The sequence below is a fragment of the Streptomyces rhizosphaerihabitans genome, assembly GCF_025399795.1.
Taxonomy (GTDB): Bacteria; Actinomycetota; Actinomycetes; order Streptomycetales; family Streptomycetaceae; genus Streptomyces; species Streptomyces rhizosphaerihabitans.
This window is the reverse complement of sequence record NZ_JAODTZ010000012.1, coordinates 41,664-66,154: the sequence shown is the minus strand read 5'-3', so window position 1 is coordinate 66,154 and position 24,491 is coordinate 41,664. Positions and strand designations below refer to the sequence as shown.

Sequence of the window (24,491 nt, the reverse complement as noted above, 5' to 3'; positions counted from 1 at the left end):
CGCACGCGAGAAATGCGCCGACACCGAGGTCGGAAGAGAGGATTCCGCAGGGTGAACGCTTTTCGCCTGGAACGCAGTCCGAGAAGGCCTGCCGGGAAGGTCTGGCAAATATCGAGTGTTGCCGGAACAGTCCAACTGCCCGGAAGGCCGCGGGCCTTGAGTCGTTTAGATCTCCTGGATACACTCCTTCACGATGTCCAGCCCATACCGTCGGCAGGTAACGCTGGAGGTAAAGATCTTGCGATCCACCCCGACAAGCCGCCGGCGTACGACATTAGCGGCCCAGGAAATTGACGCATGCCGGAAACTGATCGCCGGGTTACCCACCGATGACGCACTGACCGTCTTCGTCAGCGGATCCCGTGCGGAGGGCTGGTCGAGCGCCGGGTCGAACTACAACTTCTACGTCATCGGCGACATCCCCGCGGGCGTCAAACCGATCGGCGGATTCAGTGTCCCGGGCGGTACGCAACGGGTGGCCAGCCATCATCTGCTGCACGACGACGACCGTGTGGTCGTGCGGTACTGGACGCCGGCTGATGTGGAGTGGGCAATAGAGCAGGTCCGCTTTCACGAACTGCGACCCACGCTGGAGATCTGGCCGGTGGCGATCGAGTTCCTGCACCGTCTCAGTATCGGCAGCCCCATCCACGGGGAAGCCGAATTCGAGCGGATACGGGCCGGGATCGATCTGGAGCTGCTGGCCCGGTACATCACACAGACCAAGGCGATGTACGCGGAGTCGTACTTCACCGACGCCGTGACCCGGCTGGGTGCGGGCCGGGTGTACGACGCCCTGCTCCAGGCCCGGCTCGGTCTGGAGGCGCAGCTCGACGCCTATCTCGCCTCCCGGGGAGACACCAACACGCAGGAGAAGTGGCGGCACAAACGGCTGCAGCACGCGGACCGGAGCCCTGCGCTGCTCCACGACTTCGAGCGCGCGCTGTGCGGACCCGGCGCCGTCGGCGAAACGGAACTGGCCGGTCATGTCCGTGACTTGGTGGTGTTCTCGGAAACCCTCAACTGCTGTGTGCAGCTCGCCTGCACGTACGCCCGGTTGAGCCCTCCGGATCCGGACACGGCAGAGGAGCACGACCGGGTCCGGCGCAGTCTCGACGTCCGGCTTGCGCGGATGTACGACGGGAGTGTGCTGGTCGCCCATATCGACGGGCGTACGGCCGAGCTCCAGCCGTTCGCCGCCCTCGTCTACGGATGTGCCGGCGGCCGTTGGTCGGCGTCACAGATCGCCGGGCACGCGGAGCGGACGCTCGGCATGCCCCCGGCGCAGGCACGGGACGACACGAACGAGGTCGTGCGCGGACTGGTGGATCGCGGCTTCCTGCACCCCGTCCCGGAAGCCGCCCGGTGAGCCCCGGGCCGGCGATCGAAACACGGGAACTGCGCCGGGAGTTCCGGGTGCGCGGTGGGCGGGGCCGCCCGGCGTCGCAGGTCACAGCGTTGCACGGCATCGACCTGGAGATTCCGCAGGGGATGGTGTTCGGGCTGCTCGGGCCGAACGGCGCCGGCAAGACGACACTCACCCGAATTCTGTCCACGCTGCTGGTGCCGACCTCGGGGTCGGCGCGCATCATGGGACTGGACGCCCAGCGGGACCTGCGGGCCGTACGCAGGACGGTCGCCGTGGTGTTCGGCGGTGACTCCGGCCTCTACGACCGGCTGTCCGCCCGGGACAACCTGCGCTATTTCGCCGAGCTGTACGGCATCCCGCCCCGGGTCGCCCGCCCCCGGACGGCGGAGCTGCTCGAACAGTTCCGGCTCTCCGATGTCGCGGACCGCGCCGTGGAGGGCTTCTCCCGTGGCATGCGGCAGCGTCTGCATCTCGCCCGCGGACTGCTGCACGATCCGCAGGTGCTGCTCCTCGACGAACCGACGAACGGCATCGATCCCGTCGGCGCACGGGAGCTGCGCCAGGTCATCGGCGGGCTCCGGGACGCCGGCAAGACGATCCTGCTCACCACGCACTACATGTTCGAGGCCGAGGAGCTCAGCGACAAGATCGCGATCATCAACAAGGGCCGTATCGTCGCCACGGGCACGCCGAAGGAGCTGCGGGCGGCCACCACACTGGGCCGGGTCGTGGAGGTCGAGGTCCGCGGCGTCGGACCGGACCTCGTCGACACGGTGCGACAACTGCCCATGGTGCGCGCCGTGGACGTACAGGACCGTGATCAGTTGCAGGTCATGCGGGTGCACTGCCTGCCGGACCACGATCCCGGCGACACGCTGGCCGAGCTGCTCGGTGACGCCGTGATCGGACCCATGACGCGGCGGGAGCCGACCCTGGAGGACGCCTACGTCGAGCTGGTCAGCCGGTCCGCGGGCGACCTGTCGTGAGCCCCGCCACCGAGAACGCCCGCGCGACGGTGGCGGCCACGTTGTTCACGGCGAAGCTCCTGATGAGGAGCAGGTTCTCGCTGATAGCGGCAGTGCTGCAGCCGATCGTCTACGCGTCGATCACCGGCTTCATGTTCGAGGCCGGTGCCAGGGAACGTCTCACCACCGGCACGATGCTCGGGGCCGCGGTGATGGGCTCCTGGACCTCGGTGCTGTTTCTGGCCGGGGGGACGCTCAACTGGGAGCGCAGACAGGGCACTCTGCCCTTCCTGGTCGCTGCGCCGGTCCCGCTGCTCGCCGTGGCGGCGGGGTCCTGCACCGCGGCTGCCCTGTTGTCGCTGTACTCGATGGCCGGGTCCCTCGCACTCGGCGCACTGGTCTTCGACGTACCACTGGAGCTGGCACATCCCGCACTCTTCGTCCTCGCGACGCTGGTGATGATCGTGAGCATGAGCCTGCTCGGGCTCCTGCTCTGCGGCGCTTTCGTGCTGTACCGCCAAGCGGGGATGTTCACGAACATGCTCGAGTATCCGGTGTGGATCGTCTGCGGCCTTCTCGTTCCGGTGAGCACGCTCTCGCCCGGATTCGCCGCACTCGGTGCACTGCTCGCTCCGCGCTGGGCCTTGGACGCGCTGCGCGGCGCGGCGATGGGAGGGTCATCCGTATGGCCGGGAACAGCGGCGTGCTGCGGGCTGGGTGCCGCCTACGCGATCGGCGGCGCCTTCCTGCTGCGGTACGCGGAACGGCAGGCCCGGGTGACCGCGACCCTGCATCTGCGGTAGGTGCCCGATGACCGCACCACTGCGTCTGCTGCTGCTCGGCGGATATCTCTCGTACCGGGCTCTCTTCGAGTGGCTGCGGCCCAGCCTGTTCATCTCCGTGATGCTGGTGACCCCGGTACTGCAGATGCTCTTCTTCGCGGAGCTGGGCCGCTACGCCGGGTCGGCCGATCCCTCGTACTTCGTCATCGGGAACGCGATCGTCGGCTGTACCGTCGCCTGCGTCTACGGGCCGATGCTCGCCATGTCGGAGGAACGGGCGACGGGCACGCTGCCCGTACTGCTGGCATCACCGGCCAGCCGGATCTGCATATTCGTGGGACGACTGATCCCGTTCGCCGTCAACGGCCTGCTGGTCTCCGCCTATACGCTGTTCTTCGGATCCCTGGTGACGGACGCGCACATCCCGGCAGACCGGATTCTTCCCCTGGCCCTGACGCTGCTGATCGCGGCCTCCGCCTGTTCCGGCCTGGGGCTGTGTCTGGGAGCAATCGGTCTGGTCAGCCGTGACGTCCCCTTCCTCGCCAATCTTGTCGCCCTCCTGATGCTGCTGGTGAGCGGGGCGAACATCGGCATGGACCGACTGCCCACCTGGCTGCGCGTCCTGGGTGAGGCCCTGCCGCTGAGCCGGGGAATCGAGGCGGCACGCCGTATCGCACGTGGTGATTCCCTGTCCGCGGTGGGCGGTCTCCTGCTCGGGGAAATCGTCATCGGCCTGGTGTACCTCGTGGCGTCGGTCGGCGTGTTCGCCTGGGCCGAAAAGACCGCGCGCACCAAGGCGACTCTCGAGCTGGCGTGAATCAGCGCTACTTCAGCAGTGAGATGGGCTGCAAATGGAAGGAGCACGCCAGATCATCCATGATCACCACGCGCAGGTTATAGGTGCCCGGCACGGCGTCCGCGTGCACATACAGACGCAGAGTGCAGTGACCGGCCGGACCCGGCCCCGGCCCGACGCTCACTCCCGGCCGGCAGCGCCCCCGGGCGCCGAGCACCGCGGCGCCCACCACTGTCGTTCCGGGGAGCCCCGCGGACGGTGCGGACATCCGTACGGACACCGGGAACGGGGCCTTGCGTTCGGCGACCTGCGGCGCGAAGACCTCGAGCCGGCCGGCGTCGGCGGGCACATCGGCGACGACGGTGCAGCTCGGGCACAACCACAAAGTGCGTTCGACGCGGGGGAGATAGACGTCCCGGGCGGTCACCCTGAACAGCGGCGAGCCGCAGCTGTGGCAGTCCTCCCCCGTCTCCTCGACGGCGTCGTAGACGACTCGCTCCTCGTCCACCGCCATCATCGGGCCGCCGAGCGCGTCGCTCCACTCCCGGACCATGCGCTGTACGGCTGCTCCTTGTGTCAGAGCCAGACGGCTCGTCAACTCTGCGGTGGCGCGCTCCCGTGCCGTGACGGTGAGTGGATGCTGCGGCGGCAGGTGTACGGCACGCAGGGCGGCGGCGAGGCTGTGGGCCACCCGGGCCACGCCGTCGTCGGGTACGGGTACTGGCAGCGTGGTCAGCGCGGTGAGACGGTCCTGCAGCAGCCGCAGGCCTCGGGCGTCGACTGCCGGATCGGTGAGCCCGCCCAGCCGGACCACCGGATCGTCGGCCATCGAGCCGCGGTCCGACACCACAACGATCTCTCTTCCCCGCGGCACCGGGACGACGAACGCCCGTCGCCCGTCTCGGTGCTCTCCCACCGGCTCGGCCCGTAGGCCGTCACCGCCGCCGGCCAGCGAGGCGTACGTGACATGGCTCGCCGAGAACGGCAACCGGGCGGTCATGTCGCCCCGAGCCGCGGCGTCGATGACCGCATCGGTGTCGGCCGGTGGGTCGCCGATCGTCAGATCCGGATCACCGAAGAGGACGAAGACCGGCGAGCCGGTGAAGCAGTCGGCCTGCAGCCTGTTGAGCGCCAGGGTCGCCACACCGGCCGTGTGCCCGCTCCACAGCAGCCCGGACACCAGCAGTGCCTCCGCCGGATCCGCCCGGCGCTGGATCTCGGTCGCGATGACCGCGCCGGTCATCCCCTCCACGCACCTGGTCAGCAGGGAGTTCTCGAGCCGGTACCGGTATCCGGGCGCGGCGAGCAGGGTGTAGCAACTGTTCAGGAACAGCACACCGGCGAGCAGTTCCCCGGCGGGCACCAGCACGCTTCGCTCGGCGGCAAGTCCCGTTTCCGGCTCGTGGATGCGCGCCCGATAGCAGGTCTGTTCGGCGCAGCACCTCATCACCGAGTCCCCTCGTGTCGCGTCGACCAGCGCGGCCGCGCCCGAAAGGTCCCTGCTGCACAGCCAACCGCCGTGCAGATAGAGGTCCGCCTGGTCGCCATGGCCGCTCAGGGCGAGGAAGTCGTGCGGCAACGAGCGCATCCGCCGCAGCACGTCCGGCGTGATCTGCTCGTTCTGCAGGCTGGTGAGGGGACCGGCCCGGCCTGCGGGGCTCGTGGTCTCGGTGAGGGTGGACAGTGACAGATGACGCGACCAGCGGTTGCCGCGGTACAGATGCTGTTTGGCCACCACCCAGCTGAGTGCGGGAAGGTCGCGCCCGATCAGCACGCCCCACGGCACCTCCGCGTCCGTCAGCTCCCGCTGAAGGGTGCGGATGGCAGCCGGCCCGAAGTGCTCCGCGAGCCCCACCACGGTCACACTCGACGGCAGTTCGCCGAGCAGCGATGCCTTGAAGTCGTCGAGCCCCGCCAGCTCGATCAGCCGACTCCCGCTGTGCGCCGCATGGCAGGCGCCGGCCATGGCCCCGGCGGATCCGAGACCCACCACCACCCGCCCGGGACCCCGCGAGGCCGGCCGATGGAGGGTCCCCGCTCCATGCCGTGCCCGGATCAGCCGCTCCAGTCGGCGGGTGTGGTCACCGAGGACCGGAAGAAGGCCACGCTCGCCGAGCTGTGCGGCGTACTCCTCGGTCGAATGTACGGCGACGATGGTCGGCATGGCCCTCCGCCAGGCAGAGCGACGGGGGTGTACGGGACATCGGTTCCGTACACCCCTCGCGGGAGATCTCAGGAGTGCAGAGCGCTCAACTTCACCTCGGGATCGGTGACCAGCGCACTGCGCCTGCGGTCCGTCCGGCTGACCGATCCGACGATCGGCGAGACCGTCTCACCCGAGTGGGCCATGACCGCCAGCTCCTGCTCCGGGACGTCCCCGAAGATGAACGGAGTCCGCGCGATCGGCTCGACGGCCGTGAATTTGCTGGTCAGTTCTTTGGTGCGAGCGAGTGACCTGCGGTCGTTGATCACGGCGATGATCTGCAGCGTGGCCAGGCTCGGCGCCCGCAGACTGCGCTCCATCTGCAGCTTGAAGGTGCTCTCGGCCAGTTCTTCGGCAAAGTCGAAGTCGCCGAGCTCGGCCCGGGCCCGGGCCAGCAGCGCCTGGCTGCTCAGGACAAAGATCTTGTCGCCCATGGCGGCACGGACCTCGACCGCGCGCTGCGCGATCTCGGCGGCCGCCGGCCACTCCTCGTCGGCCGTCTTGAACAGCGCCTTGTAGTGCAGACCGAAGCCGATGAGGAACTGGTCGCCCATGGATTCCGCCTGGGCGTGGGCCTCGTCGAGCATGGCGTGTGCCATCTCCTCGGCGCTGCGCATGTCGGCCGTGGCCGCGTCGCCACTGGACTCCGCCTGGTCGACGTAGATGTCGGCGAGCCGCATCGCGTTGAGAACGTGGCCTCGCTCGTGCCCGTTCTCGGTGAACAGGTCCGCCGCCTTCTCGTACGCGGTCAGGGACAGATCGAAGTCCCACTGGAAGTGGTACAGATCGCCCAGGTAGTGGAAGCCGAACGCTCGGACGAGCGAGTCCTCGTCCTTGGTCGACGGCAGGATGAGCTCGAGAGCCGTTCGCTGGTCAGCGTTCATCAGTGCCTGGAACGCGCGCGTCAGTTCCGCCGCACGGTGCTCGGGCAGCCGTTTCTCAGGGTCGAGGTACTGAATGCTCATGGGTCACCCCTCCATCGGTTCCAACCGATTGTGGTAGTGGCTGAACCGCACCAGGCTGCCGCCGGTGTTCAGCGGGTCGCTCGACGGCGTCCAGCGGAACGGTCCGGTGCCCACCAGGCCGTGCCAGCCCGCGAACTCGTCGCCGCCGGCTCCGCGCGCCTCGTCCGAGATGGCGTACAGGCCCGTGGTTCCGCGGTACGTGGGCTGGGTGTAGTCCGGCCCGAGGTGGCGCCAGATGTGCATCGGGACGATGGGCATGTCACCGAACCACTCGTGCAGGTAACGGCTGCTGTGCGTGAAGTAGAGACTGATGGACTTGGCGTCCGGCATCTCGATGTGCTCCAGCCAGCGCGCCATGTCGATCCACGCGGGGATCTCTTTCTCGTTGACCAGCGCGGACTCGAACTCGGCCGTGGAGGCGTTCCGCTTCGCCAGCTCGCGGCCGCGAGCGCCGAGCATCGACAGATAGGTGAACGCCACGTCCTCGGCCGTGAAGTCCTCGCCGTCATGCCAGCGGACGCCGGGCTTGACGGTGAGGTGCAGGGCGTAGCGGATCTTGCCGCTGCTGAAGAACTCGCTGTGGAAGGAGTCGGCGAGGTTGACCGCGTCCTCGGCGACGCCCTTCATGAGCAGGAACGGGTTGAGTCCGAGCATGGACTCGTACATCCGGCTCCAGATGAGGGCGTCCCAGTAGTTGCCGACCCCGAGCGGGTTGATGTGGCGCAGGCGGTTGGTCACGCCGAGGTTGATCTCCTGGACCGCGGGATCGGTCTTGCGGATCCGCTGGAAGGTCCAGTGGCTCATCGTGCCGCCGGGGTACGTCGACTCGATCGGCTGGCTGGCCCCCGGGTAGGTGAAGCTCTCGTGCGGGTCACCGTTCCAGATGCCCAACACGTCCGAACTCCGGGCGAAGCGCACGGACGCCGCGAACATCGGGACCACCGGCGCCTCGTCGGCGATCATCCACTGCAGCTTCCACAGCAGCAGCAGGGCGTCCGCGTTCTTGGGCACGTCGCCGCCCTTGGCCCAGAACTCGGCGTTGTTCCACCACGGTTCGAGGTGCTCCTCGGTGATGACCGCTCCACGCAGGTCGCGTGGGTACAGCGTGGTGAGGAACTGCTGGGCGACACGGTCGTACTCGGGGCTGTTGAAGCCGGGGTAGTTGCGGGTCTGGCTGTTGGCGGACTGGAAGTCCGCGGTCCAGTCCAGCGACAGGCGCAGCTTGCTCATACCGGGGTTCCACCGCGACAGGTTGTCCTGCACGTACTGCCAGCCGCAGAAGATGTGCCACTCACCCTCGTCACCGGAGTAGACGGTGGTGGCGACGTCGTTACGCGTCGTCTCGACGAAGCTGATGACGCGAGCGAGTTCGGGTGACCGCTCGACGCGATCGCGGAGCGCGACCATGATCGCCTTGGAGATGGCGTCGTTCGTCGTGATCAGGCACTTGACGGAGTCATCGGCCAGACCCTCGAGTTCGGAGCCCAGGGTCGCGAGCGCCCGGGCCACCGCGTCGTCCGGACCGCTGGTCGCGTACTGGGGCAGGTAGCGGTTCACCAGGCGCCCGTAGTACTGGACCATGATGCTGTCCATGACCTCGACGCGTTCCGAGGTCACCGTCCGGCTGACCGTCTTCTTCACATCGTCGAGGAGATACGCGAACGCCTGGCGGAAGGCCTTCGAGTGTGTGGGCGCAAGCCTGTTGTTGAAGGCTACGAAGTAGTACCCGAAGTCGCGGCATGTATCGACGGCCACGCCTTCGGGTAGCGGATCCGAACTCGTGACGGGAAAGTCGACGAGGTCGATCTCGCCCGCGCCGAGAGCGGTGAGGGCGTCATCGGGGGCGGCGAAGATGCGATAGTTCAGACGCTCGACACGGGGCCCCTGAAAGAGCTCCGGCAGCGGCATACAACTTTCCTTGTACGGCCGGCCGGAGTTGTCCGCCTTGCCGGTGGATGTCATGACGCTATTCCCTTCATTTCGACCACTACTGGACTCCCGAGGGGTTTTCGCTGGTCGCGTGAACCGGCATGAACCGCTTTCATCCGATTTCACAATGGGTCTTCGCGCTATGTGATCTTCATATGCTAACGGTCGGTGCGGGCGTCGGACCACGTCCTTTCTGACAGGTTGGCGAACCTGGGGATACAAACAGTTGCACCCTGGTAAATCTGCCAGGTCGGCCGGTTCGACTGACAGGTGAATCACGGGTCGGGCCAGGGTTGTTTTCGGCCTGGCCGGAGACACTCTGGGAAAAGTGTGGGCGTCATGGAATCCTGCTGCCCGTGATGGCCAATGGCTGAAATACTGCTGGCGGCGCTGCGCAAGGGATTCACCACCGGGCGGAGTTCCGGCCTGCGGCGGTGGTATCACCCGGAATGCACGCTGGAGAGCTTTGCCAACGGCCGCGCGGAGGTGGTCCCCGGAGCGTCTGCCGTCCTGGCGGCGTGGCCCCGTGTCATCGGCCCACCCGGACGACTGACCTGGTGGTCGGTTTCTGCCGCGCCCGGTGGCTACGAGGTGGTGACGCAGCGCGAGATCGTCAAGGGCGGAACCCGCTTCCCCGTGCGCCAACTGCACCAGCTGCATGTGGAGTCCGGCAGGATCCGTCTGCATCTCGTCTCGTCGGCGGCACCGCATGAACCACCGGTTCTGGTCCCGCACGATGTGGCCGGCGTGGCTCCCGGTTCGGTCGCCGAGTTCGGGCACGACGGGCTGTCGGGGGCTGCCCTGTTCAGCGCGCGCCTGCCGTCCGGGCGGCCCGTGGTCGTCAAGATCGTCAGGCCGGGTCGGGACTGGCTTGCCGTGGCGAGCCGGGACGCGGGCCGGGAGGGCCTGCTCTTCACCGACGGTGTCTACACCGCGCTGCCGGCCGGCCTGCGTTCTCCGGTCCTCTCGGCCCGGCAGCACGACAGCGGGTGGATCATCGTCATGGACGACATCTCCGCGGAACTCGACTCGGCGCAGAGGGCAGGCCGGCAGCGCATGGCGCGCGACATCCTCACGGCGGCCGCCGACATGCACGCAGGGTTCCTCGGAAGGCAGGCGCACCCTGGTCTGTGCACCCTCGCGGACCGGCTGCGGGTGTTCTCACCGCTGCAGCGGCTGCTGAACTGGCGCAGCTCCGACAATTTCCCCACGTTGATCGGCCGGATGTGGGAGACCTTCGCCGAGCGGGCCGATCCGAAGGTCTCCGATGCCGTGCTCCGTCTGGTCGCCGATCCGTCCGCACTGCTGACCCGGCTCGGGCGCGAGGCGCCGAGCACGCTGTTGCACGGTGATCTCCGGCCGCCCAATCTCGGCGTGCGTGGTTGCGATGTGCTCGCCATCGACTGGGGGCTGGCCACCTACGGCCCGGGCGACCTCGATTTCGTCTACTTCCTCTGCAACAGCGCCTGGGGCGACGACGGGGAGCGGGACGCGCTCGAGGAGATGTGGCTGAAACTGACCGATTCGCCGCCAGGGAATCCCGTGCTCGACCTGGCCGTCGTGTACCACGCCGTCGCGGGCGAGTTGGGCGTGCTGCTGACCACGGCCGCCCATCGGCCCGAGGGGCTGCCCCGTCCCTCCGACGCAGCGGTCGCCTGGTGGATGCGGCGGGTGCGGACGGCCTTCGACCGCTTGGGGGACCTGGCCTGACAGGCCGCACGGCCGGTGTCCGGTGTCCGGTGTCGGGGCGGTCCCCCTATGGACCTCCGTACGGCCGGGACGGAGGTGTGAGCAGGCCGTTCTGGTAGGCGTACGCGACAGCTTGGGCACGGCTGCCCGCTCCCAGCTTCGACAGGATGTTGGACACATGGAAGCCGACCGTGCGCTTGCTCAGGCGCAGACTCGACGCGATGTCGGCGCTGGACCTTCCCTCCGCGAGTTTGCCGAGTATCTCCGCCTCACGGCTGGTCAGCGCGGTGTCGTTCCGTGCCACGTAGGCGGCTTCGCCCAGCTTGGCGAGGAGCGGGCTGAAGACACTGGCCGACAGGTAGTAGTCACCGGACGCGGCCGCCCGCAGAGCGGCGTGGAAGTCGGACGGCCGGCAGTCGGCGGGAAGGATCCCTCTGGCCGGCCCCTCGAGAACCGCGATGGCCACATTGATCGTGATCGGGGTACCCACCACGACCATACGCGGCGCCATCGCGGTGCTTCCGTCCATGGCACGTGCGAATTCGGAAAGCGCCATGACATGTGAGCGCCCGTCGACGACCACCACTGCCGACGTGTTCAGCGTCTGTACCAGTCGGGCCAGATCCCCCCCGAAGTCGACCAGTTCGGCCCCACCGGGGTGACTGTCGACATACTGTTGAATTCCCGCGCGGAATAATTCGCTGTCCGAACAGACAGCTACTTCGAGCATGTCGGCTCCCCCGGCGACACCGTGCCTGGTGATCGCACTGAGGATCAAGACTGTCCCGGCATTCCATCAACGCATCGGAGACACAATCCTCTTGGCCATCAGGGCGTAGGGCACATACGAGCACATCGTTCAGAGCGGTGGGCATGCAAGCGGCCGGACATTGCAACGGCCCCGCCTTCATCCATTTCTCTGCCGGCCCCACTGTACCGTCGGCCGCCTTAGGCGGGCAGTTGGTTCCACCGCCTGCAGAAAGCAGGTTCTTCCGCACAGCGCGCACGCGTCAATTGCGGAGGCAGGCTTTCAATACAGTGCGCTGGTCCATGGCGGCATAGGCGTCGGCGGCGGCCGCGAGCGGCAGTTCCAGGTCAATGACCGATGACGGGTCCATGGTTCCCTTCACGACGTCCGCGAGCAGCTCCGGGAGGTAGTTCCGCACCGGCGCCAGTCCCCCGCACACGGTGATGTTTCGGTCGAAGGTCGTGCGCAGCGGGATCGACACTCCCGTCGTCGGCCACCCCACGTAGCTCAGGGTGCCGCCGTCCCGGACACAGCTGAGCGCCGCGTCGACCGAATCCTGGGTGCCGACGCATTCGAGCACCGCGTCCGCCGGTCTGCCGAAGGTGCCCAGGACCAACTCTGCGGCCGCTTCCGGCCCGCCGACCTCGGCCACGGCCATGCCCGCTGCTCTGCTCACGGCCAGGCGGGACGGATGATGTCCCAGCACCAGGATCTGTTCGGCCCCCAGTCTCCGCGCGGCGAGTCCGGCGCAGGCCGCGACGGGGCCGTCACCGATCACCACGACGCGCGTCGCGGGTCCCACACCGGCCCGGCTCGCCGCGTGATGGCCGGTCGGCAGCACATCGGCCAGCGGCAGGAAGCGCCGGATGTCGGAGGCGCTCAGCTCAGCGCCGGGCAGCCGGACGAGCGTCGCATCGGCGAAGGGCACCCGGATCGCCTCGGCCTGCGCACCGCCGGGAGTTCCCGGATCGCCCCAGACGCCGCCTGCCGGGCAGGAGACCGGCAGGCCGCCCGCGCAGGCGGCGCAGTCGCCGTCGCTGTAGCTGAACGGGGCGACGACGCAGTCGCCGGGCCGGACCGATGTCACGGCCGACCCGATCGATTCGACCGAGCCGATGAATTCGTGCCCCATCCGTTCGCCCACCGGAAGCGGCTCGAGTCCGCGGTACTGCCAGAGATCCGAACCGCAGACGCCGGCGGCTTCGATGCGGACCACGGCATCGGTCGGTTTCTCGACGACCGGGTCGGGCACCTCCACGATCTCGATTTTTCCGGGGCCTCTGAATTCGACGGCGCGCATCAGTCCCGCCCCAGGTCGCCCGCTGCGACGTCGCGCTGGACAGGGCAGATGTCGTAGTGCACCGTCGTGGCGAACAACTCACCGTTGAGCTGGGCGAAACTGTGCCCGGAGACCACGAGTTCACGCAGTCGAGTGCTTCCCTGGACGGACGAGCTCTCCGGTTTGCCGGTCTCCTCCGGTGGGGGCGGGGATGCCGGGGCGAGGCCATGCACCATGTCCAGGGGTACGAGCCGCACGCATACATCGTTGCGCAGATGCCGCACGGGGGCGGCTGCTTCGGCGTCGTGCGTGCACGACCGTTCGGCGGTGAGCCGTAGCGGCCGCCGGTAGTAACGGTAGGAAGCCGCCGCCAGTTTCATCCCTGCCAACGGTCCGTCAGCACTGCGATAGGCGTCGATCACGGTACCGCGGACCCTCCTGCGGGCGCTGGGGACCGCGAAGGGCGGAGATTCTCGGGGCACACCGGGCAGGGCGAGCGTACCGGCGCGCCGGGCGGCTTCGCCGGAAAGACGGGAGGTGTGCGCCGTCGCCTCCAGGAGGGCATTCCAGAAAGGCCCGAGTCCGACGTGCCGGATGCGATGGAGAGCACTGCCCCACTCCCAGCCGGGCTGCTCCAGCATCAGCGCAATGTCATTGACGTCCTTCTGCCGGATCAGGAAGTCGCCCGCCGCGTTGCCGACCAGCAGCGGCAGATTCTCCAAGGGCGTCCACCGGTTGAGACCCGGTTCGGTCACGTCGAGCGGCAGGAATCGGCAGTGCCGGACGGAATAGCCGGAGAAGTGCAGGTCGACCCCGAGCCGTTCGGTACCGCGGACCAGATCCAAGGGCGCCTGGCCGTAGATCCTTCCGGTCGACCGGTCGCGTTTCACCCAGGGAAGCTCGTTCTCCCACCACTCGAAGCCGCGGGCGCGCAGCACCTCGACCAACGCCATCGCGTCATCCACGCTGCCGACCAGCAGATCGACGTCGGACATGTCCCGGAGGGCCGGCTCCTCATAGAGCGACATGGCCGCCCGGCCTTTGATCCCGGCGACCGGAACACCGGCCTCGGCGACCGCTTCGCCGATCTGCGACCACAGTTCGTCCAGTTGAGCGCGTTCCTTGCGCTTGGCGGCCGCCGCAGACAGGATGACCGACCCGGTCGGTGCCCGCCCGGACTCGGCGAGCTGGGCGGCGCCGTAACTCAGCACCTGGTTGGCGCGGAGGACCGAGAGGGCCCTCTTCTCGTCGCGGAGTACGGCATCGACGGCGTCTGCCCGGGGGATACGGGGCGCGACATGCGCCAGAGCCAGGATCGCCCGGGTCTCGCTGTCGGGCGTCATGACGGATACCCGTCGAGCAGCCCGGCGGCCGCCGGGACTTCGCGCAGGCCCGCGAGCAGAGCGGGGAAATTGACGGCCGGGTCCGCGTCCGTCACCTCGAAGAGCGGCCAGCCCCAGTCCGCGGCGACCTTGCGGAAGAACTGGTCGGAGGCGCTCTGGTGCTCAAGGAATCCCGGCCATCCGCGGGCGCCGCCGACCGGCGACATGTCTTCCAGTACCCCGAGAGTGCCGTCCTGTTCCGTGCGCCATTTGAAGGCGACATCGACAGGTCCGGAGACGATGACCGGGACATCGGGCGGGTATGTACGGAACAGGGTCAGCAGCGACTCTTCGGCTCGGTCGATTTCCTGAGCCATGTCCGGGTCGTCGTTCAGGGTGCGGGCGTGCTGAATGGCCTTGTAAGCCATTTTCAGACTTGAGCTGTCCTCAATTACCGTTATTCCCCGGGCCAGCAGTGGTCTGATCGATTCGTGGCGCAGTACGGTGTAGCCCGACCATTCGAGCCAGGCGGCCGCCAGAGGGCCGGCGGCGCGTCGCTCCGTAATGGACGCGGAGCCGAATCGGGATTCCCAGTCTTCCTGCTGAAAGGTACTGAAGTCGGCCGGCGGCTGGAAGTCGGCTCCCATGCCGAGATGCATCATACGGAATGACTCGACCCATAATTCCTGTTGAACGGTGCGGGTGGAACGCCAGGGTTGGTCGGTGAGTTCACTGCGCCAACTCACCAAGCGCGCGTCGTGGCCATTCGCGGTCAATGCGCTGTGCAACAGGCCGGCGAAGGTCGATTTCCCGACGCCGTCTATCCCGATGAATGAGAAGTACACCCCAGCAGTCAAGCTCGGTCCCCCTCCGGAGCGGCCGACGCCTCCGTGCCGCCAGGTAGCGGTGATCCATTACCACACCGTGCCTGGGGTTGCGCTGGCCAGATGACGGAATACCTGCGATTCTGATCGGAAGTGCAGCTTAGTGGCCACTGTTGTCAATGTCGATACCCCGCCAATGTGGGTACGGCGATAAAGATCGACGATGCCCTTCGCCTCACGGAGTGCCGGCCGGTCGGCGGCAAAGAGGTCATTTTCGGGCACACGACGCCGACGGCCGTCAGGCGGGACAGCCACCTGGCGGGACAGCCGTCCGGTGGGTGGTGGAGGCGACCGAGCCGGCTATCGGGCGTTGTCCACCTGGTCGGCGGCGGCCGGCGTGATGGTGACCTTGACGTGTTTCATCAGGGGCTGGTCGCTCTGGACGCTGTAGTCGCCGATCGCGCAGAGTACGTTCATCTCCGGCATGTAGCCGGCCGCACAGCCGCGGGGGATGTCGTAGGGGATGGCCAGATAGCCGTCGAGATTGCGGTGGCTGCCGTCCTTGGCGGTGCTGACGATGTCGACAGGGGTGAACTCGGAGATGCCGCGTTCCCGCATGTCGTCCTCGTTCATGAAGACGAGCGTGCGCAGGTTCTTGACGCCCCGGTAGCGGTCGTTGTCCGAGTAGATCGTCGTGTTCCACTGGTCGTGGGAGCGCATGGTGCCGAGCGCCAGGGTGCCGGGGGCTGGGACCACGTCGGGCAGGGGGGCCGCGGAGAACTCGGCCTGGCCCGACGCAGTGAGGAAGACCAGCTCGCGGGCGGGCTGCTTGATGCGGAAGCCGAGCGGCAGGCGCACGCGGCGGTTGCAGTCCTCGAACCCGTCGAGGGCCCGCGCCATCGTGTCGCGGATGCGGTCGTAGTCCTCGATGTACCACTCCCACGGAGTCTCGCTGTCCGGAAGGGCGGCGCGGGCCATTCCGGCGATGATCGCGGGCTCGGACAGCAGGTGCTTCGAGGCGGGGCGCTTCATGCCGACGGACAGGTGGACCATGCTCATCGAGTCCTCGACCGACGTGCTCTGGACACCGGCTCGCTGGTGGTCCTTCTCGGTGCGGCCCAGGCACGGGAGAATGAGCGCCCGGCGGCCGTGCACGAGGTGACTGCGGTTGAGCTTGGTGCTCACCTGGACCGTGAGATCGCAGTTGCGCAGTGCCGCGTAGGTGTACGGGGTGTCGGGCGCGGCGAGGGCGAAGTTGCCGCCCATGCCGACGAACACCTTCACGTCGCCGCGGTGCATGGCCCGGATGGTGGCCACGGTGTCCATGCCGTGCTCGCGGGGCGGGTCGATCCTGCACACTTCGGCCAGCCGGTCCAGGAACTCCTCGCTCGGCCGGTGGTCGATGCCGCACGTCCGGTTGCCCTGGACGTTGCTGTGGCCGCGCACCGGTGAAGGACCGGCGCCTTCCCGGCCCAGATTGCCGCGCAGCAGAAGGAGGTTGACGATCTCCCGTACGGTGTCGACGCCGTGTTCGTGCTGGCTGACACCGAGACACCAGCTGATGATGGAGCGGTCGGCTTCGCGGTACACCCGCGCCGCCTTGAGGATGCCGTCCCGGTCGATCCCGGACTGGCGCTCGATCTCGTCCCAGGAGGTGGCCTCGCACACCGCGCGGTATTTGTCGAAGTACGCCGTGTGGCGGTCGATGAACTCCTGGTCCAGGGCCTTGGGGTCGGTGCTCGACTGCTCCAGGATCGCCTTGGCCATGCCGCGCAGGAGTGCCATGTCCCCGCCGATGCGTGGCTGGAGGTTCAGGGTGCTGGTCCGGGTGGACTTGAGGACGGCCATGTCCGTGAAGTCGTGCGGAACGATGGTGCGGGTGGCGGCCGCCTCGACCAGCGGGTTGATGTGCACGATCTGGGCGCCGCGGTGGTAGGCCTCGGCCAGGGCGGTGAGCATCCTGGGAGCGTTGGAGGCCGCGTTGACGCCCATGATGAACAGGGCGTCGGTGGTCTCCCAGTCCTTGAGATCGGCGGTCCCCTTGCCGGTGCCGAGCGAGGCCTGGAGAGCGCGGCCGCTGGCCTCGTGGCACATGTTCGAGCAGTCGGGCAGGTTGTTGGTGCCCAGCTCGCGGGCCATCAACTGGTAGAGGAAGGTGGCCTCGTTGCCGAGACGGCCGGAGGTGTAGAACGAGGCCCGGTTCGGATCGTCCAGTTCCCGCAGGGTGCGGCCGGCCAGTTCGAACGCGTCGTGCCAGCCGATCGGCACGTAGTGGTCCGACTCCGGGTCGTAGACCATGGGTTCGGTCAGCCGCCCCTGGTCCTCCAGGTCGTAGTCGCTCCAGCCGAACAGCTCGGTCACCGAGTGGGCTGCGAAGAACTCACGGCCGACCCGCTTGTTCGTCATCTCCCAGGTGACGTGCTTGATGCCGTTCTCGCAGATGTCCAGGTGCAGGCCCTTGGTGTCGTCGGGCCACGCGCATCCGGGACAGTCGAAGCCCGTGTTCTCGTGGTTCATGCGCATGATCGCCCGCGGGCCGTCCACGAGGGCACGTTCGCGTACGAGGAACTGTCCCACGCTCTTGGCCGCACCCCAGCCGGCGGCCGGGTGATGGTACGGACGGAATTCCGGTTCACCCCGGGGCTCGGGCCCGACATGGGGCTCGAGCCCGTCCTCCTGGCCGTTCCGGGATGCGTTCAAGAGTCTCACCGGGCCTAGGACTGGGGTCGTTTCCCGTGGTTCGCGGCGTGCTTGCGGCGGCTCTTCTTCTTCCGGCGTCGCTTCGAGGACATGCGGACCTCCCTCAACTCGCAGGACATCAGGAAGCGCATCAGGAAGCGTCCTGAGCTCCAGGGACCCACGATTCCATACATCACATATCGTCGCGATTCGACTCAATGGCGAATCGAAATGGATGGATATGCTGATACTGCTCCGATACGACTCAGCTTTCGGCACCCGAGGAGTAGGCATGCCCAGCGAACCAGCACCGATCAGCGAGGCTGCCCGGCACTCTCTGGAGCAGGAACTCACCGACCTCCACGCCGAGCGCGCCACGGTCGCGGCGACCCTGCGGGACTCCGACGCGCAGGTGGGCGACCGTGCCGACGAAGCGGACGAGTTGCAGCGCGCCGACGACCTCCGGCGTCTGGACGACCGGATCTCCGACATCACCACGCGGCTCCGTCAGGCGGAGGTGGCGGGTCCGCCGCCCACCGACCTGGTCGGCGTGGGCAGCACGGTCACCGTCCGGTTCACGGACGGCACGACGGACACCGTTCAAATCGGCGAAACCGCCGTGGTGTCGGACCGGACGCTCGTCACGGCCGACAGCCCGCTCGGACGTGCTCTCCTCGGCCACAGGGCGGGAGACACCGTGAGTTTCCAGGCACCCGACGGACCGGAGAGCGCGGTGGTGGTCTCCCTGGGCCAGTCGCCCGACGACAGCGGCTGATCGGACGCGCCGCTGATCGAGTCCGCCGCTCAGCGAGCCAACTGCCCTGCGGGCGCGACCGAGTTGCCGAGGGCGGGGTCCGGGGCGCGAGTCCGGCCGCCCGGCCGAGGGCCTTCCCTGAATCGAGGGGCGCGCCCGTGAACGCGCCCCTCGGTACGGTGATGTGGGTCTTGCGGTGATGTGGGTCTTGCGGTGAATTCATTCCTCGTAGCTGGAGGGCGGGTAGGGGTTCCGGGCCCGCCGGGTGAAGTTGCCCGTCGGGATCCGACCGGCGCCCACCTCGAGATCGATCTCCACACGCTCTCGCCTGTACGCGGCTTCGGGGTCGTCCATGGGACCGCCCAGCAGACCGGCTTCCCGCCGCTCACGGACCGTACGTGCGTGGAGTTCGTCATCGTCGGACCGCAGCGGCATTCCCCTGTTGTGGGCGTGCTCCGGATCGCCTTCGACAGCCTGGTTGGACTTGTGGTGCGTCATGCGCAGCCTCCTCAAACGACTACCCGGCGTTCACGCGCCCGGGTACGTCTTCGGTGTGCAGGAGTCCTCCGTCCCGTCCTTCGTCGTGCGTTGGTCACTCGTTCTGCGTGGCGTCGGCGGGCTTCCCGCCTCCCCGTTCCGCCTTCGTGCCGTCGCCCGGGGCGTCGTCGCCCGGGGCGGCCTTGCGCACGGTGCAGTGGACGGAGCCGTCCCGGTCGTCGGCGACGATGGTGTCGCCGGGTTCGGCCTCGCCACCGAGCAGGAGCTCCGCGATCCTGTTGTCGAGTTCCGTCTGGATCGTGCGCCTCAACGGGCGTGCGCCGAACTCCGGTTGGTGACCGTGGGTGATCAGCAGCTTCTTGGCCGCCTCCGTCACCTCCAGCTTCATGCCCTGCGCGTGCACCCGGCGTTCGCTCCGGCCGAGCAGATGCTCGACGATCTGCGCCAGATCGCCCTCGTTCAGGCTGTGGAAGATGATGATGTCGTCGATACGGTTCAGGAACTCGGGCAGGAAGCGGGTCCGCAGCTCGCCCATCAAGGCGTCCTTGAGGTCGGACACATCCCCCTTGTGGTCCAGGATGCGATGCGCGCCGATGTTGGACGTCATGATCACGACGCAGTGCCGGAAGTCGACGGTGCGGCCCTGGCCGTCCGTGAGCCGACCGTCGTCGAGGATCTGGAGCAGCGTGTTGAAGACGTCGGGGTGCGCCTTCTCCACCTCGTCGAACAGCACGACGCTGTACGGCTGCCTTCGGACCTTCTCGGTGAGCTGGCCCGCTTCGTCGTAACCGACGTATCCCGGAGGCGCTCCGACGAGACGGGCGACCGTGTGCTTCTCCTGGAACTCGCTCATGTCGAAGCGGATCATGCGGTTCTCGTCGCCGAACAGCAGCTCCGCGAGGGTCTTGGCCAGCTCCGTCTTGCCCACGCCGGTGGGACCGAGGAAGAGGAAGGAACCCACGGGACGGTTCGGGTCGCCCATGCCGGCCCTGTTGCGGCGTACCGCCTGCGAGACGGCGGTGACCGCCTCGTCCTGGCCGACGATCCGGGCGTGCATCTCCTCCTCCAGTCTGAGGAGCTTCTCCTTCTCGCTGGCGGTGAGTTGGGACACCGGGATGCCGGTGCGCCGGGAGACGATGTCCGCGATGTCGCGGGCGGTCACGGAGACGACACCGGCGCGCCGCTCCTCGATGCCCGCGAGCTCGCCCTCCGCCTCGGCGATCCGCCCCTTCAGCTGTCCCGCTCTCTCGAAGTCCTCGGCGGCGACGGCCTGATCGCGTTCCCGGCGCAGTTTCGCGATGCGGTCCTCGCGCTCGGCGACCTCGGTCGAGCGCGAGGCGCCGCGCAGCCGCACCCGAGCGCCCGCCTGGTCCATCACGTCGATCGCCTTGTCGGGCAGGAACCGGTCGCTGATGTACCGGTCGGACAGTTCCGCCGCGGCGGCCAGGGCACCGTCGGCGAAACGGACCTGGTGGTGCGCCTCGTACGCGTCGCGCAGACCTTCCAGGATCTGTACGGTCTCCTCGACCGTCGGCTCCGGAACCAGCACCGGCTGGAAGCGCCGTTCGAGCGCGGCGTCCTTCTCGACGTACTTGCGGTACTCGTCGATGGTCGTCGCCCCCACCACGTGCAGTTCTCCGCGGGCGAGAGCGGGTTTGAGCATGTTGCCGGCGTCCATCGAGCCCTCGCCCGTCGCGCCCGCGCCGACGACCGTGTGCAGTTCGTCGATGAAGAGGATGACCTCTCCGTCCGAGGCCTGGACGTCCTCGATGACCTTCTTCAGCCGCTCCTCGAACTGCCCGCGGTACTGGGCACCCGCCACCATGCCGGACAGATCGAGCGAGACCACCCGCTTGCCCTTCAGGGTGTCGGGGACGTCACCGGAAACGATGCGCTGCGCGAGTCCCTCGACGATCGCGGTCTTGCCTACTCCCGGCTCACCGATGAGCACGGGGTTGTTCTTGGACCGTCGCGAGAGGATCTCGATGGTCTGCTCGATCTGCTCGGCCCGGCCGACGACCGGGTCGAGCCGCCCGGCCTTCGCCTCTTCCGTCAGGTCCCGGCCGAACTCGTCCAGGGTCGTGGCGGGCTTTTCGGGCTCGGCGGGACGGTTGTCCGGGCGGGCCGCCCGTTCCGTGAGGCCCGCCAGCTTCTGCGCGTCCTGCCCGTCGGCGCGCAGCAGCTGGGCGGCACCGGTGTCGGCGTCGCCCAGCAGGGCGCCGAGAATGTGCTCAGGACCGATGTAGGACACTCCGGCCGCCTGCGAGCGGGCGTACGCGGCGGCGAGGGTCCGCTTGGCCGCCGGGGTGAGTCCCGGTTCCGAGGACGGTTCGCTGCTCTCCCGGGGAAGCACCTCGGCCAGCTGGGCCGCGAGGGCGTCGGGATCCACCTCCGCGCGGACCAGCAGCGAGCGCGCGGGTTCCACTTTGGTGGCGGCCCACAGCAGGTGCTCCGTGTCGAGATCGGAGGACCCGTCCTGCAGGGTCCGCTGCACGGCCAGGTTGAGAAGTTCCTGCGAGGACTCTGTCAGCAGTCGCCCGATGGGCACCCGCTGCACCGCCGGGGGAGACGACGCGGGTGACATCCCGAAGAAGCGGTTCAGCAGGTCACCGAAGGGGTCGGACGAGCCGAAACCGTAGGACGACATCGACATGGGCAGCTCCCGGTGCGGCGATGAGTCCTTTCCACCATTTCGCGGCGCCTATTGCTCCGCAACTGGAGCGGTCATACGCGCCACGAGCGCCCTGGCCTGCGGTATCTCCCTGTACCAGGCGGAACTCGCCCACGGGAAAGGCATGTTGGGGAACGCCGGAAGGCGGAGCCGGCGGCCGGGGCGGACCTCCTGCCGAGGGCCGCGCACCGGGCGAGGTCAGGCCGTGTCCGTGCTCGTGTCGGTCCACGGGTCGAGTGCCACCACGGCCTCGTCCGTGTGGACCAGGAAGGTCAGGGTCTGGCGGAAGTACAGGTCGATGCCGGTGGCGTCGTGGGCCGCGTAGCCGATGGCCAGATCCTCACCGAGCCGCAGTTCGTAGTCACCGCCCCGGGTGGTGAGCAGAAAGGCCCCCTCCACGGCGGGCGCCCAGATCAGCCGGCCGTCGAGCATCCGGCCGAGGTGGGCGGCGACGGGGTAGCCATGGTCGGAGGTCTCGCTGACCGCCGTGTACGCCTCCGCGCCCAGCAGCAGCGCGTACGGGCCCTGCACTCCTGCCAGCCGGAGGGTGCTCAGGGCATGGCTGACTGCGTCCGGGAAATCGCGCGGCTCGGCGGGAAGGCGGAGCACGGGGTTGGAGGTGCGTGCGCGAAGACCGTCGATCCGGGCCGCCGTGTACCCGTTGAAGACGGTCTGGTCCTCGGCGAAGGCCATGGTGCGGGCGGCGTCCTTGACCGGTTGCCAGTCGGAGTCCTTGGCGCCCCGGTCCACGTCGTCGACGGCGGCGCGGCTCACCCGGAACGGCACCGTCAGCTCGACCAGGGGCTGTACCTGGCGCAGCCGTGCCGCGACACCGGGTGACGGCCCGTCGATGCCGGACAGGTGGCCGGTCCCCACGGCGGCGAGTCCGGGGCCGTCGGGGCCCGAGACGTCCACGGCGCGCCGCCCGGCGAGGTTGCGCCGGAAGGTGCGGCGCGCCTCGTCCTCGATCTCGTTCCACGCGGCGGGCGTGATGGGGGCGAGTTCGCGGTGCAGGTTGCCGGCGACGGGCACGGTGGCGGTAGCAGTGGCGGTGGCATCGGGCGTGGTCGTCATGGGCGGACTCCTTTGAGGCTGCCGATCCCCAGTGAGCCGTCCGCCGCCGCACGCACGCCGGGAGAGGCGGGGAGGCCGGGAGAGGCGGGGAGGTCCGTCGTCCGCTCGTCCGCCGCCTGCTCGCCCGGGGCGGCGGGGAGGTCGTCGAGGAAGTCGACGGTCGGTACGTGGAAGAGGCATCCGGTGATCGCGGTCGAGAAGTCGAGGATGCGGTCGTGCGAGGCGCGGCCGTCTCCGAGGAACATGTTCCGCAGCATCTGCTCGGTCACCTCGGGGGTGCGGGCGTAGCCGATGAAGAAGGTGCCGAACTCGCCCTGTCCCAGGGTGCCGAACGGCATGTTCTCCCGCACGATCTTGCGTTCGTCGCCGTCCTCGTCGGTGATGGTGTTGAGCGCGACGTGGGAGTCGGCCGGCTTGATGTCGTCGGGGAGTTCCACGTTGGCGAGCTTCGTGCGCCCGATGACCTTCTCCTGCTCGTCCGACGGCAGCGCGTTCCACGTCCGCAGGTCGTGCAGGTACTTCTGGACGATCACGTAACTGCCGCCCTCGAAGGCGGGGTCCTCGTCGCCGACGAGCACGGCGTCGGCGGCCGGCCGGCCTTCGGGGTTCTCGCTGCCGTCGACGAAGCCGAGCAGGTCACGGTCGTCGAAGTACTTGAATCCATGGACTTCGTCGACGACCGTGACCGCGCCGTCCAGTCGTTCCACGATCAGCCGGGCGAGTTCGAAGCAGAGGTCCATGCGGCGGGCCCGGAGGTGGAACAGGAGGTCTCCCGGCGTGGACGGGGCCCGGTGGCGCCTTCCCGTCAACTCGACGAACGGGTGCAGCCCTTGGGGGCGAGGCCCGCTGAACAGCCGGTCCCAGGCCGCCGATCCGATGCCGACGACGCAGCCGAGGTCGTCGCCGGGTGCCCGGAAGGCGACGGAACGGCGCAGTCCCGAGACATCCTCCAGCAGGCCACGGACCGTGTCCTCGTGCCCCGGCGTGACGGTGACCACGAGGAACACGGTGGCCCTGGCCGGTCGGGAGACCACAGCCTGCGGCTCGGCCAAGAGTCGGCCTCCTCATGAGACGCGGAGGTGTCCGTCGTACGCGGACCCGGTCGGTTCTTCCTCCCATCCTGCTGCGTCCCGGGGCAAACCGCACCAGAACCGGGCGCGCCGACGGCGACGTCAGCCGCTCACGAGTCCCACGACGACGTTGATGGCCGTGGCGAGAATGCTGGTGCCGAACACGTACGACAGGAGGGAGTGCCTCAGCACGATCGAGCGGATCTTCGGACTCGAAACGCCGGTGTCGGACACCTGGTACGTCATTCCGAGGTTGTAGCTGAAATAGAAGAAGTCGCGGTACGCCGGTGCGTCGTCCGTGTTGAAGTCGATGCCGCCGTTCGCCTCGTAGTACACGTAGGCGTAGCGGGTGGCGTACATCAGATGCAGCGCGGACCAGGCCAGGAACACCCCGCACAGGGCGGTCACGGCCGCCGCGTGGCCGTTGTCGGACCTGCCCCCGCGCAGGAGCAGCAGCACGATGGCGAACAGTCCGCACAGGGCGACCGCGACCACCACGAGTTCGTCGGTCAGGGGGCGGAAGTCCTCGCGTCGCGCGTTGTCGCGGGTGGCCGTGGCCGTCATCGGCCACAGCACCGCCCAGCCCGCCAGGACGAAGAACAGTTCCGTCGCGGCGATTCCGGCCAGCAGGCCCAGAAAGACGTCGGTCGACAGTCCGACGACGGCGCCGACCGCGGCGCCGAGAACCACCGCGCCGATCAGGCGCGGCACGGCGTCCAGGGGCAGGCTCGGCAGGCTCGTCCTCATACACCGTCACGCTAGCTCCGGGACCGCCGGTCGGCCCGGCGGAACGCGTCGCCTGGCCGAGGGATGCCGGCATCGACCGGCGGCATCACCCGTCCTCGGACGAGGAACAGCGGTCGCCGGCGGTCAG

General features: G+C 68.4%; 20 protein-coding genes. 6 read left to right on the top strand and 14 right to left on the bottom strand.

The genetic code is table 11. The features are described 5' to 3' along the window. Positions 1-238 precede the first annotated feature (238 nt). From N4G66_RS14580 to N4G66_RS14565, 4 genes are read left to right on the top strand one after another with little or no spacing between them, the layout of a single operon-like run. A complete protein-coding gene (locus tag N4G66_RS14580; RefSeq protein ID WP_261704511.1) occupies positions 239-1,369 on the top strand; it encodes a PqqD family protein in 1,131 nt (376 codons plus the stop codon). After that, entirely contained in the window at positions 1,366-2,355 is a 990-nt protein-coding gene (locus N4G66_RS14575; RefSeq protein ID WP_261704510.1) for an ABC transporter ATP-binding protein, read from the top strand. The genes N4G66_RS14580 and N4G66_RS14575 overlap by 4 nt, the downstream gene beginning before the upstream one ends. Further along, the gene (locus N4G66_RS14570) at positions 2,352-3,137 is read left to right on the top strand and encodes an ABC transporter permease (protein ID WP_261704509.1); all 786 of its coding nucleotides are present in this window, start codon (positions 2,352-2,354) and stop codon (positions 3,135-3,137) included. Before N4G66_RS14575 ends, N4G66_RS14570 begins: the two co-directional genes overlap by 4 nt. A gap of 7 nt (positions 3,138-3,144) precedes the next feature. After that, on the top strand, positions 3,145-3,933 hold the full coding sequence (locus tag N4G66_RS14565; RefSeq protein ID WP_261704508.1) for an ABC transporter permease: 789 nt from the start codon (positions 3,145-3,147) through the stop codon (positions 3,931-3,933). A gap of 7 nt (positions 3,934-3,940) precedes the next feature. Here the strand turns inward: N4G66_RS14565 and N4G66_RS14560 are convergent, their stop codons facing one another. The 3 genes from N4G66_RS14560 to N4G66_RS14550 form a co-directional block, all read right to left on the bottom strand. After that, positions 3,941-6,076 (bottom strand): hypothetical protein, encoded by a 2,136-nt coding sequence (locus tag N4G66_RS14560; protein ID WP_261704507.1) that lies wholly within the window; start codon positions 6,074-6,076, stop codon positions 3,941-3,943. 68 nt (positions 6,077-6,144) lie between these two features. Then, positions 6,145-7,080, bottom strand: a complete 936-nt coding sequence (locus N4G66_RS14555; RefSeq protein WP_261704506.1) for a hypothetical protein — start codon at positions 7,078-7,080, stop codon at positions 6,145-6,147. Positions 7,081-7,083: 3 nt separating this feature from the next. Next, a complete protein-coding gene (locus N4G66_RS14550) occupies positions 7,084-9,042 on the bottom strand; it encodes an ABC transporter substrate-binding protein (protein ID WP_261704505.1) in 1,959 nt (652 codons plus the stop codon). A gap of 333 nt (positions 9,043-9,375) precedes the next feature. Here N4G66_RS14550 and N4G66_RS14545 point away from each other — a divergent pair, with 333 nt between their 5' ends. Then, positions 9,376-10,719, top strand: a complete 1,344-nt coding sequence (locus N4G66_RS14545) for a phosphotransferase (protein ID WP_261704504.1) — start codon at positions 9,376-9,378, stop codon at positions 10,717-10,719. 46 nt (positions 10,720-10,765) lie between these two features. On the opposite strand, the gene N4G66_RS14540 is transcribed toward N4G66_RS14545, so the two are convergent. The 6 genes from N4G66_RS14540 to N4G66_RS45890 all read right to left on the bottom strand — a co-directional run bounded on the left by N4G66_RS14540 (position 10,766) and on the right by N4G66_RS45890 (position 17,663). Beyond that, complete coding sequence (locus N4G66_RS14540; protein WP_261704503.1) at positions 10,766-11,227, bottom strand: response regulator transcription factor; 462 nt, start codon at positions 11,225-11,227, stop codon at positions 10,766-10,768. A 481-nt stretch (positions 11,228-11,708) separates the two neighbouring features. After that, positions 11,709-12,746, bottom strand: coding sequence for an alcohol dehydrogenase catalytic domain-containing protein (locus N4G66_RS14535; protein ID WP_261704502.1), 1,038 nt, complete (start codon positions 12,744-12,746; stop codon positions 11,709-11,711). After that, positions 12,746-14,068, bottom strand: a complete 1,323-nt coding sequence (locus N4G66_RS14530; RefSeq protein WP_261704501.1) for a nucleotidyltransferase family protein — start codon at positions 14,066-14,068, stop codon at positions 12,746-12,748. Before N4G66_RS14530 ends, N4G66_RS14535 begins: the two co-directional genes overlap by 1 nt. Next, a complete protein-coding gene (locus N4G66_RS14525; RefSeq protein ID WP_261704500.1) occupies positions 14,065-14,892 on the bottom strand; it encodes a hypothetical protein in 828 nt (275 codons plus the stop codon). The genes N4G66_RS14530 and N4G66_RS14525 overlap by 4 nt, the downstream gene beginning before the upstream one ends. Before the next feature lie 339 nt (positions 14,893-15,231). Continuing rightward, the gene (locus tag N4G66_RS14520) at positions 15,232-17,571 is read right to left on the bottom strand and encodes an FdhF/YdeP family oxidoreductase (protein ID WP_261704499.1); all 2,340 of its coding nucleotides are present in this window, start codon (positions 17,569-17,571) and stop codon (positions 15,232-15,234) included. A gap of 14 nt (positions 17,572-17,585) precedes the next feature. Then, a complete protein-coding gene (locus tag N4G66_RS45890; protein WP_373287922.1) occupies positions 17,586-17,663 on the bottom strand; it encodes a 50S ribosomal protein bL37 in 78 nt (25 codons plus the stop codon). Between the two features lie 179 nt (positions 17,664-17,842). On the opposite strand from N4G66_RS45890, the gene N4G66_RS14515 reads away from it, so the two are divergent. After that, positions 17,843-18,325, top strand: a complete 483-nt coding sequence (locus tag N4G66_RS14515) for a GreA/GreB family elongation factor (RefSeq protein ID WP_261704498.1) — start codon at positions 17,843-17,845, stop codon at positions 18,323-18,325. Positions 18,326-18,523: 198 nt separating this feature from the next. Here N4G66_RS14515 and N4G66_RS14510 read toward each other — a convergent pair whose 3' ends face one another. The 5 genes from N4G66_RS14510 to N4G66_RS14490 form a co-directional block, all read right to left on the bottom strand. Further along, a complete protein-coding gene (locus N4G66_RS14510; RefSeq protein ID WP_261704497.1) occupies positions 18,524-18,802 on the bottom strand; it encodes a hypothetical protein in 279 nt (92 codons plus the stop codon). A gap of 94 nt (positions 18,803-18,896) precedes the next feature. Then, positions 18,897-21,455 carry an ATP-dependent Clp protease ATP-binding subunit gene (locus N4G66_RS14505; protein ID WP_261704496.1) on the bottom strand — a complete coding sequence of 853 codons (2,559 nt, stop codon included), beginning with the start codon at positions 21,453-21,455 and terminating at the stop codon, positions 18,897-18,899. Positions 21,456-21,671: 216 nt separating this feature from the next. Next, positions 21,672-22,547, bottom strand: a complete 876-nt coding sequence (locus N4G66_RS14500) for a family 1 encapsulin nanocompartment shell protein (protein ID WP_261704495.1) — start codon at positions 22,545-22,547, stop codon at positions 21,672-21,674. After that, positions 22,544-23,599: a Dyp-type peroxidase gene (locus tag N4G66_RS14495; protein ID WP_261704494.1), complete on the bottom strand. Its 1,056-nt coding sequence runs from the start codon at positions 23,597-23,599 to the stop codon at positions 22,544-22,546. Before N4G66_RS14495 ends, N4G66_RS14500 begins: the two co-directional genes overlap by 4 nt. A gap of 120 nt (positions 23,600-23,719) precedes the next feature. Then, a complete protein-coding gene (locus N4G66_RS14490; protein WP_261704493.1) occupies positions 23,720-24,364 on the bottom strand; it encodes a DUF1345 domain-containing protein in 645 nt (214 codons plus the stop codon). Positions 24,365-24,491 lie beyond the last annotated feature (127 nt).

Coding starts and splice junctions, on each gene's coding strand:
- N4G66_RS14565 (WP_261704508.1), top strand. CDS start 3,145: ATGACCGCACCACTGCGTCTGCTGCTGCTCGGCGGATATCTCTCGTAC.
- N4G66_RS14560 (WP_261704507.1), bottom strand. CDS start 6,076: ATGCCGACCATCGTCGCCGTACATTCGACCGAGGAGTACGCCGCACAG.
- N4G66_RS14555 (WP_261704506.1), bottom strand. CDS start 7,080: ATGAGCATTCAGTACCTCGACCCTGAGAAACGGCTGCCCGAGCACCGT.
- N4G66_RS14550 (WP_261704505.1), bottom strand. CDS start 9,042: ATGACATCCACCGGCAAGGCGGACAACTCCGGCCGGCCGTACAAGGAA.
- N4G66_RS14545 (WP_261704504.1), top strand. CDS start 9,376: ATGGCTGAAATACTGCTGGCGGCGCTGCGCAAGGGATTCACCACCGGG.
- N4G66_RS14540 (WP_261704503.1), bottom strand. CDS start 11,227: ATGGACGGAAGCACCGCGATGGCGCCGCGTATGGTCGTGGTGGGTACC.
- N4G66_RS14535 (WP_261704502.1), bottom strand. CDS start 12,746: ATGCGCGCCGTCGAATTCAGAGGCCCCGGAAAAATCGAGATCGTGGAG.
- N4G66_RS14530 (WP_261704501.1), bottom strand. CDS start 14,068: ATGACGCCCGACAGCGAGACCCGGGCGATCCTGGCTCTGGCGCATGTC.
- N4G66_RS45890 (WP_373287922.1), bottom strand. CDS start 17,663: ATGTCCTCGAAGCGACGCCGGAAGAAGAAGAGCCGCCGCAAGCACGCC.
- N4G66_RS14515 (WP_261704498.1), top strand. CDS start 17,843: ATGCCCAGCGAACCAGCACCGATCAGCGAGGCTGCCCGGCACTCTCTG.
- N4G66_RS14510 (WP_261704497.1), bottom strand. CDS start 18,802: ATGACGCACCACAAGTCCAACCAGGCTGTCGAAGGCGATCCGGAGCAC.
- N4G66_RS14505 (WP_261704496.1), bottom strand. CDS start 21,455: ATGTCGATGTCGTCCTACGGTTTCGGCTCGTCCGACCCCTTCGGTGAC.
- N4G66_RS14500 (WP_261704495.1), bottom strand. CDS start 22,547: ATGACGACCACGCCCGATGCCACCGCCACTGCTACCGCCACCGTGCCC.
- N4G66_RS14490 (WP_261704493.1), bottom strand. CDS start 24,364: ATGAGGACGAGCCTGCCGAGCCTGCCCCTGGACGCCGTGCCGCGCCTG.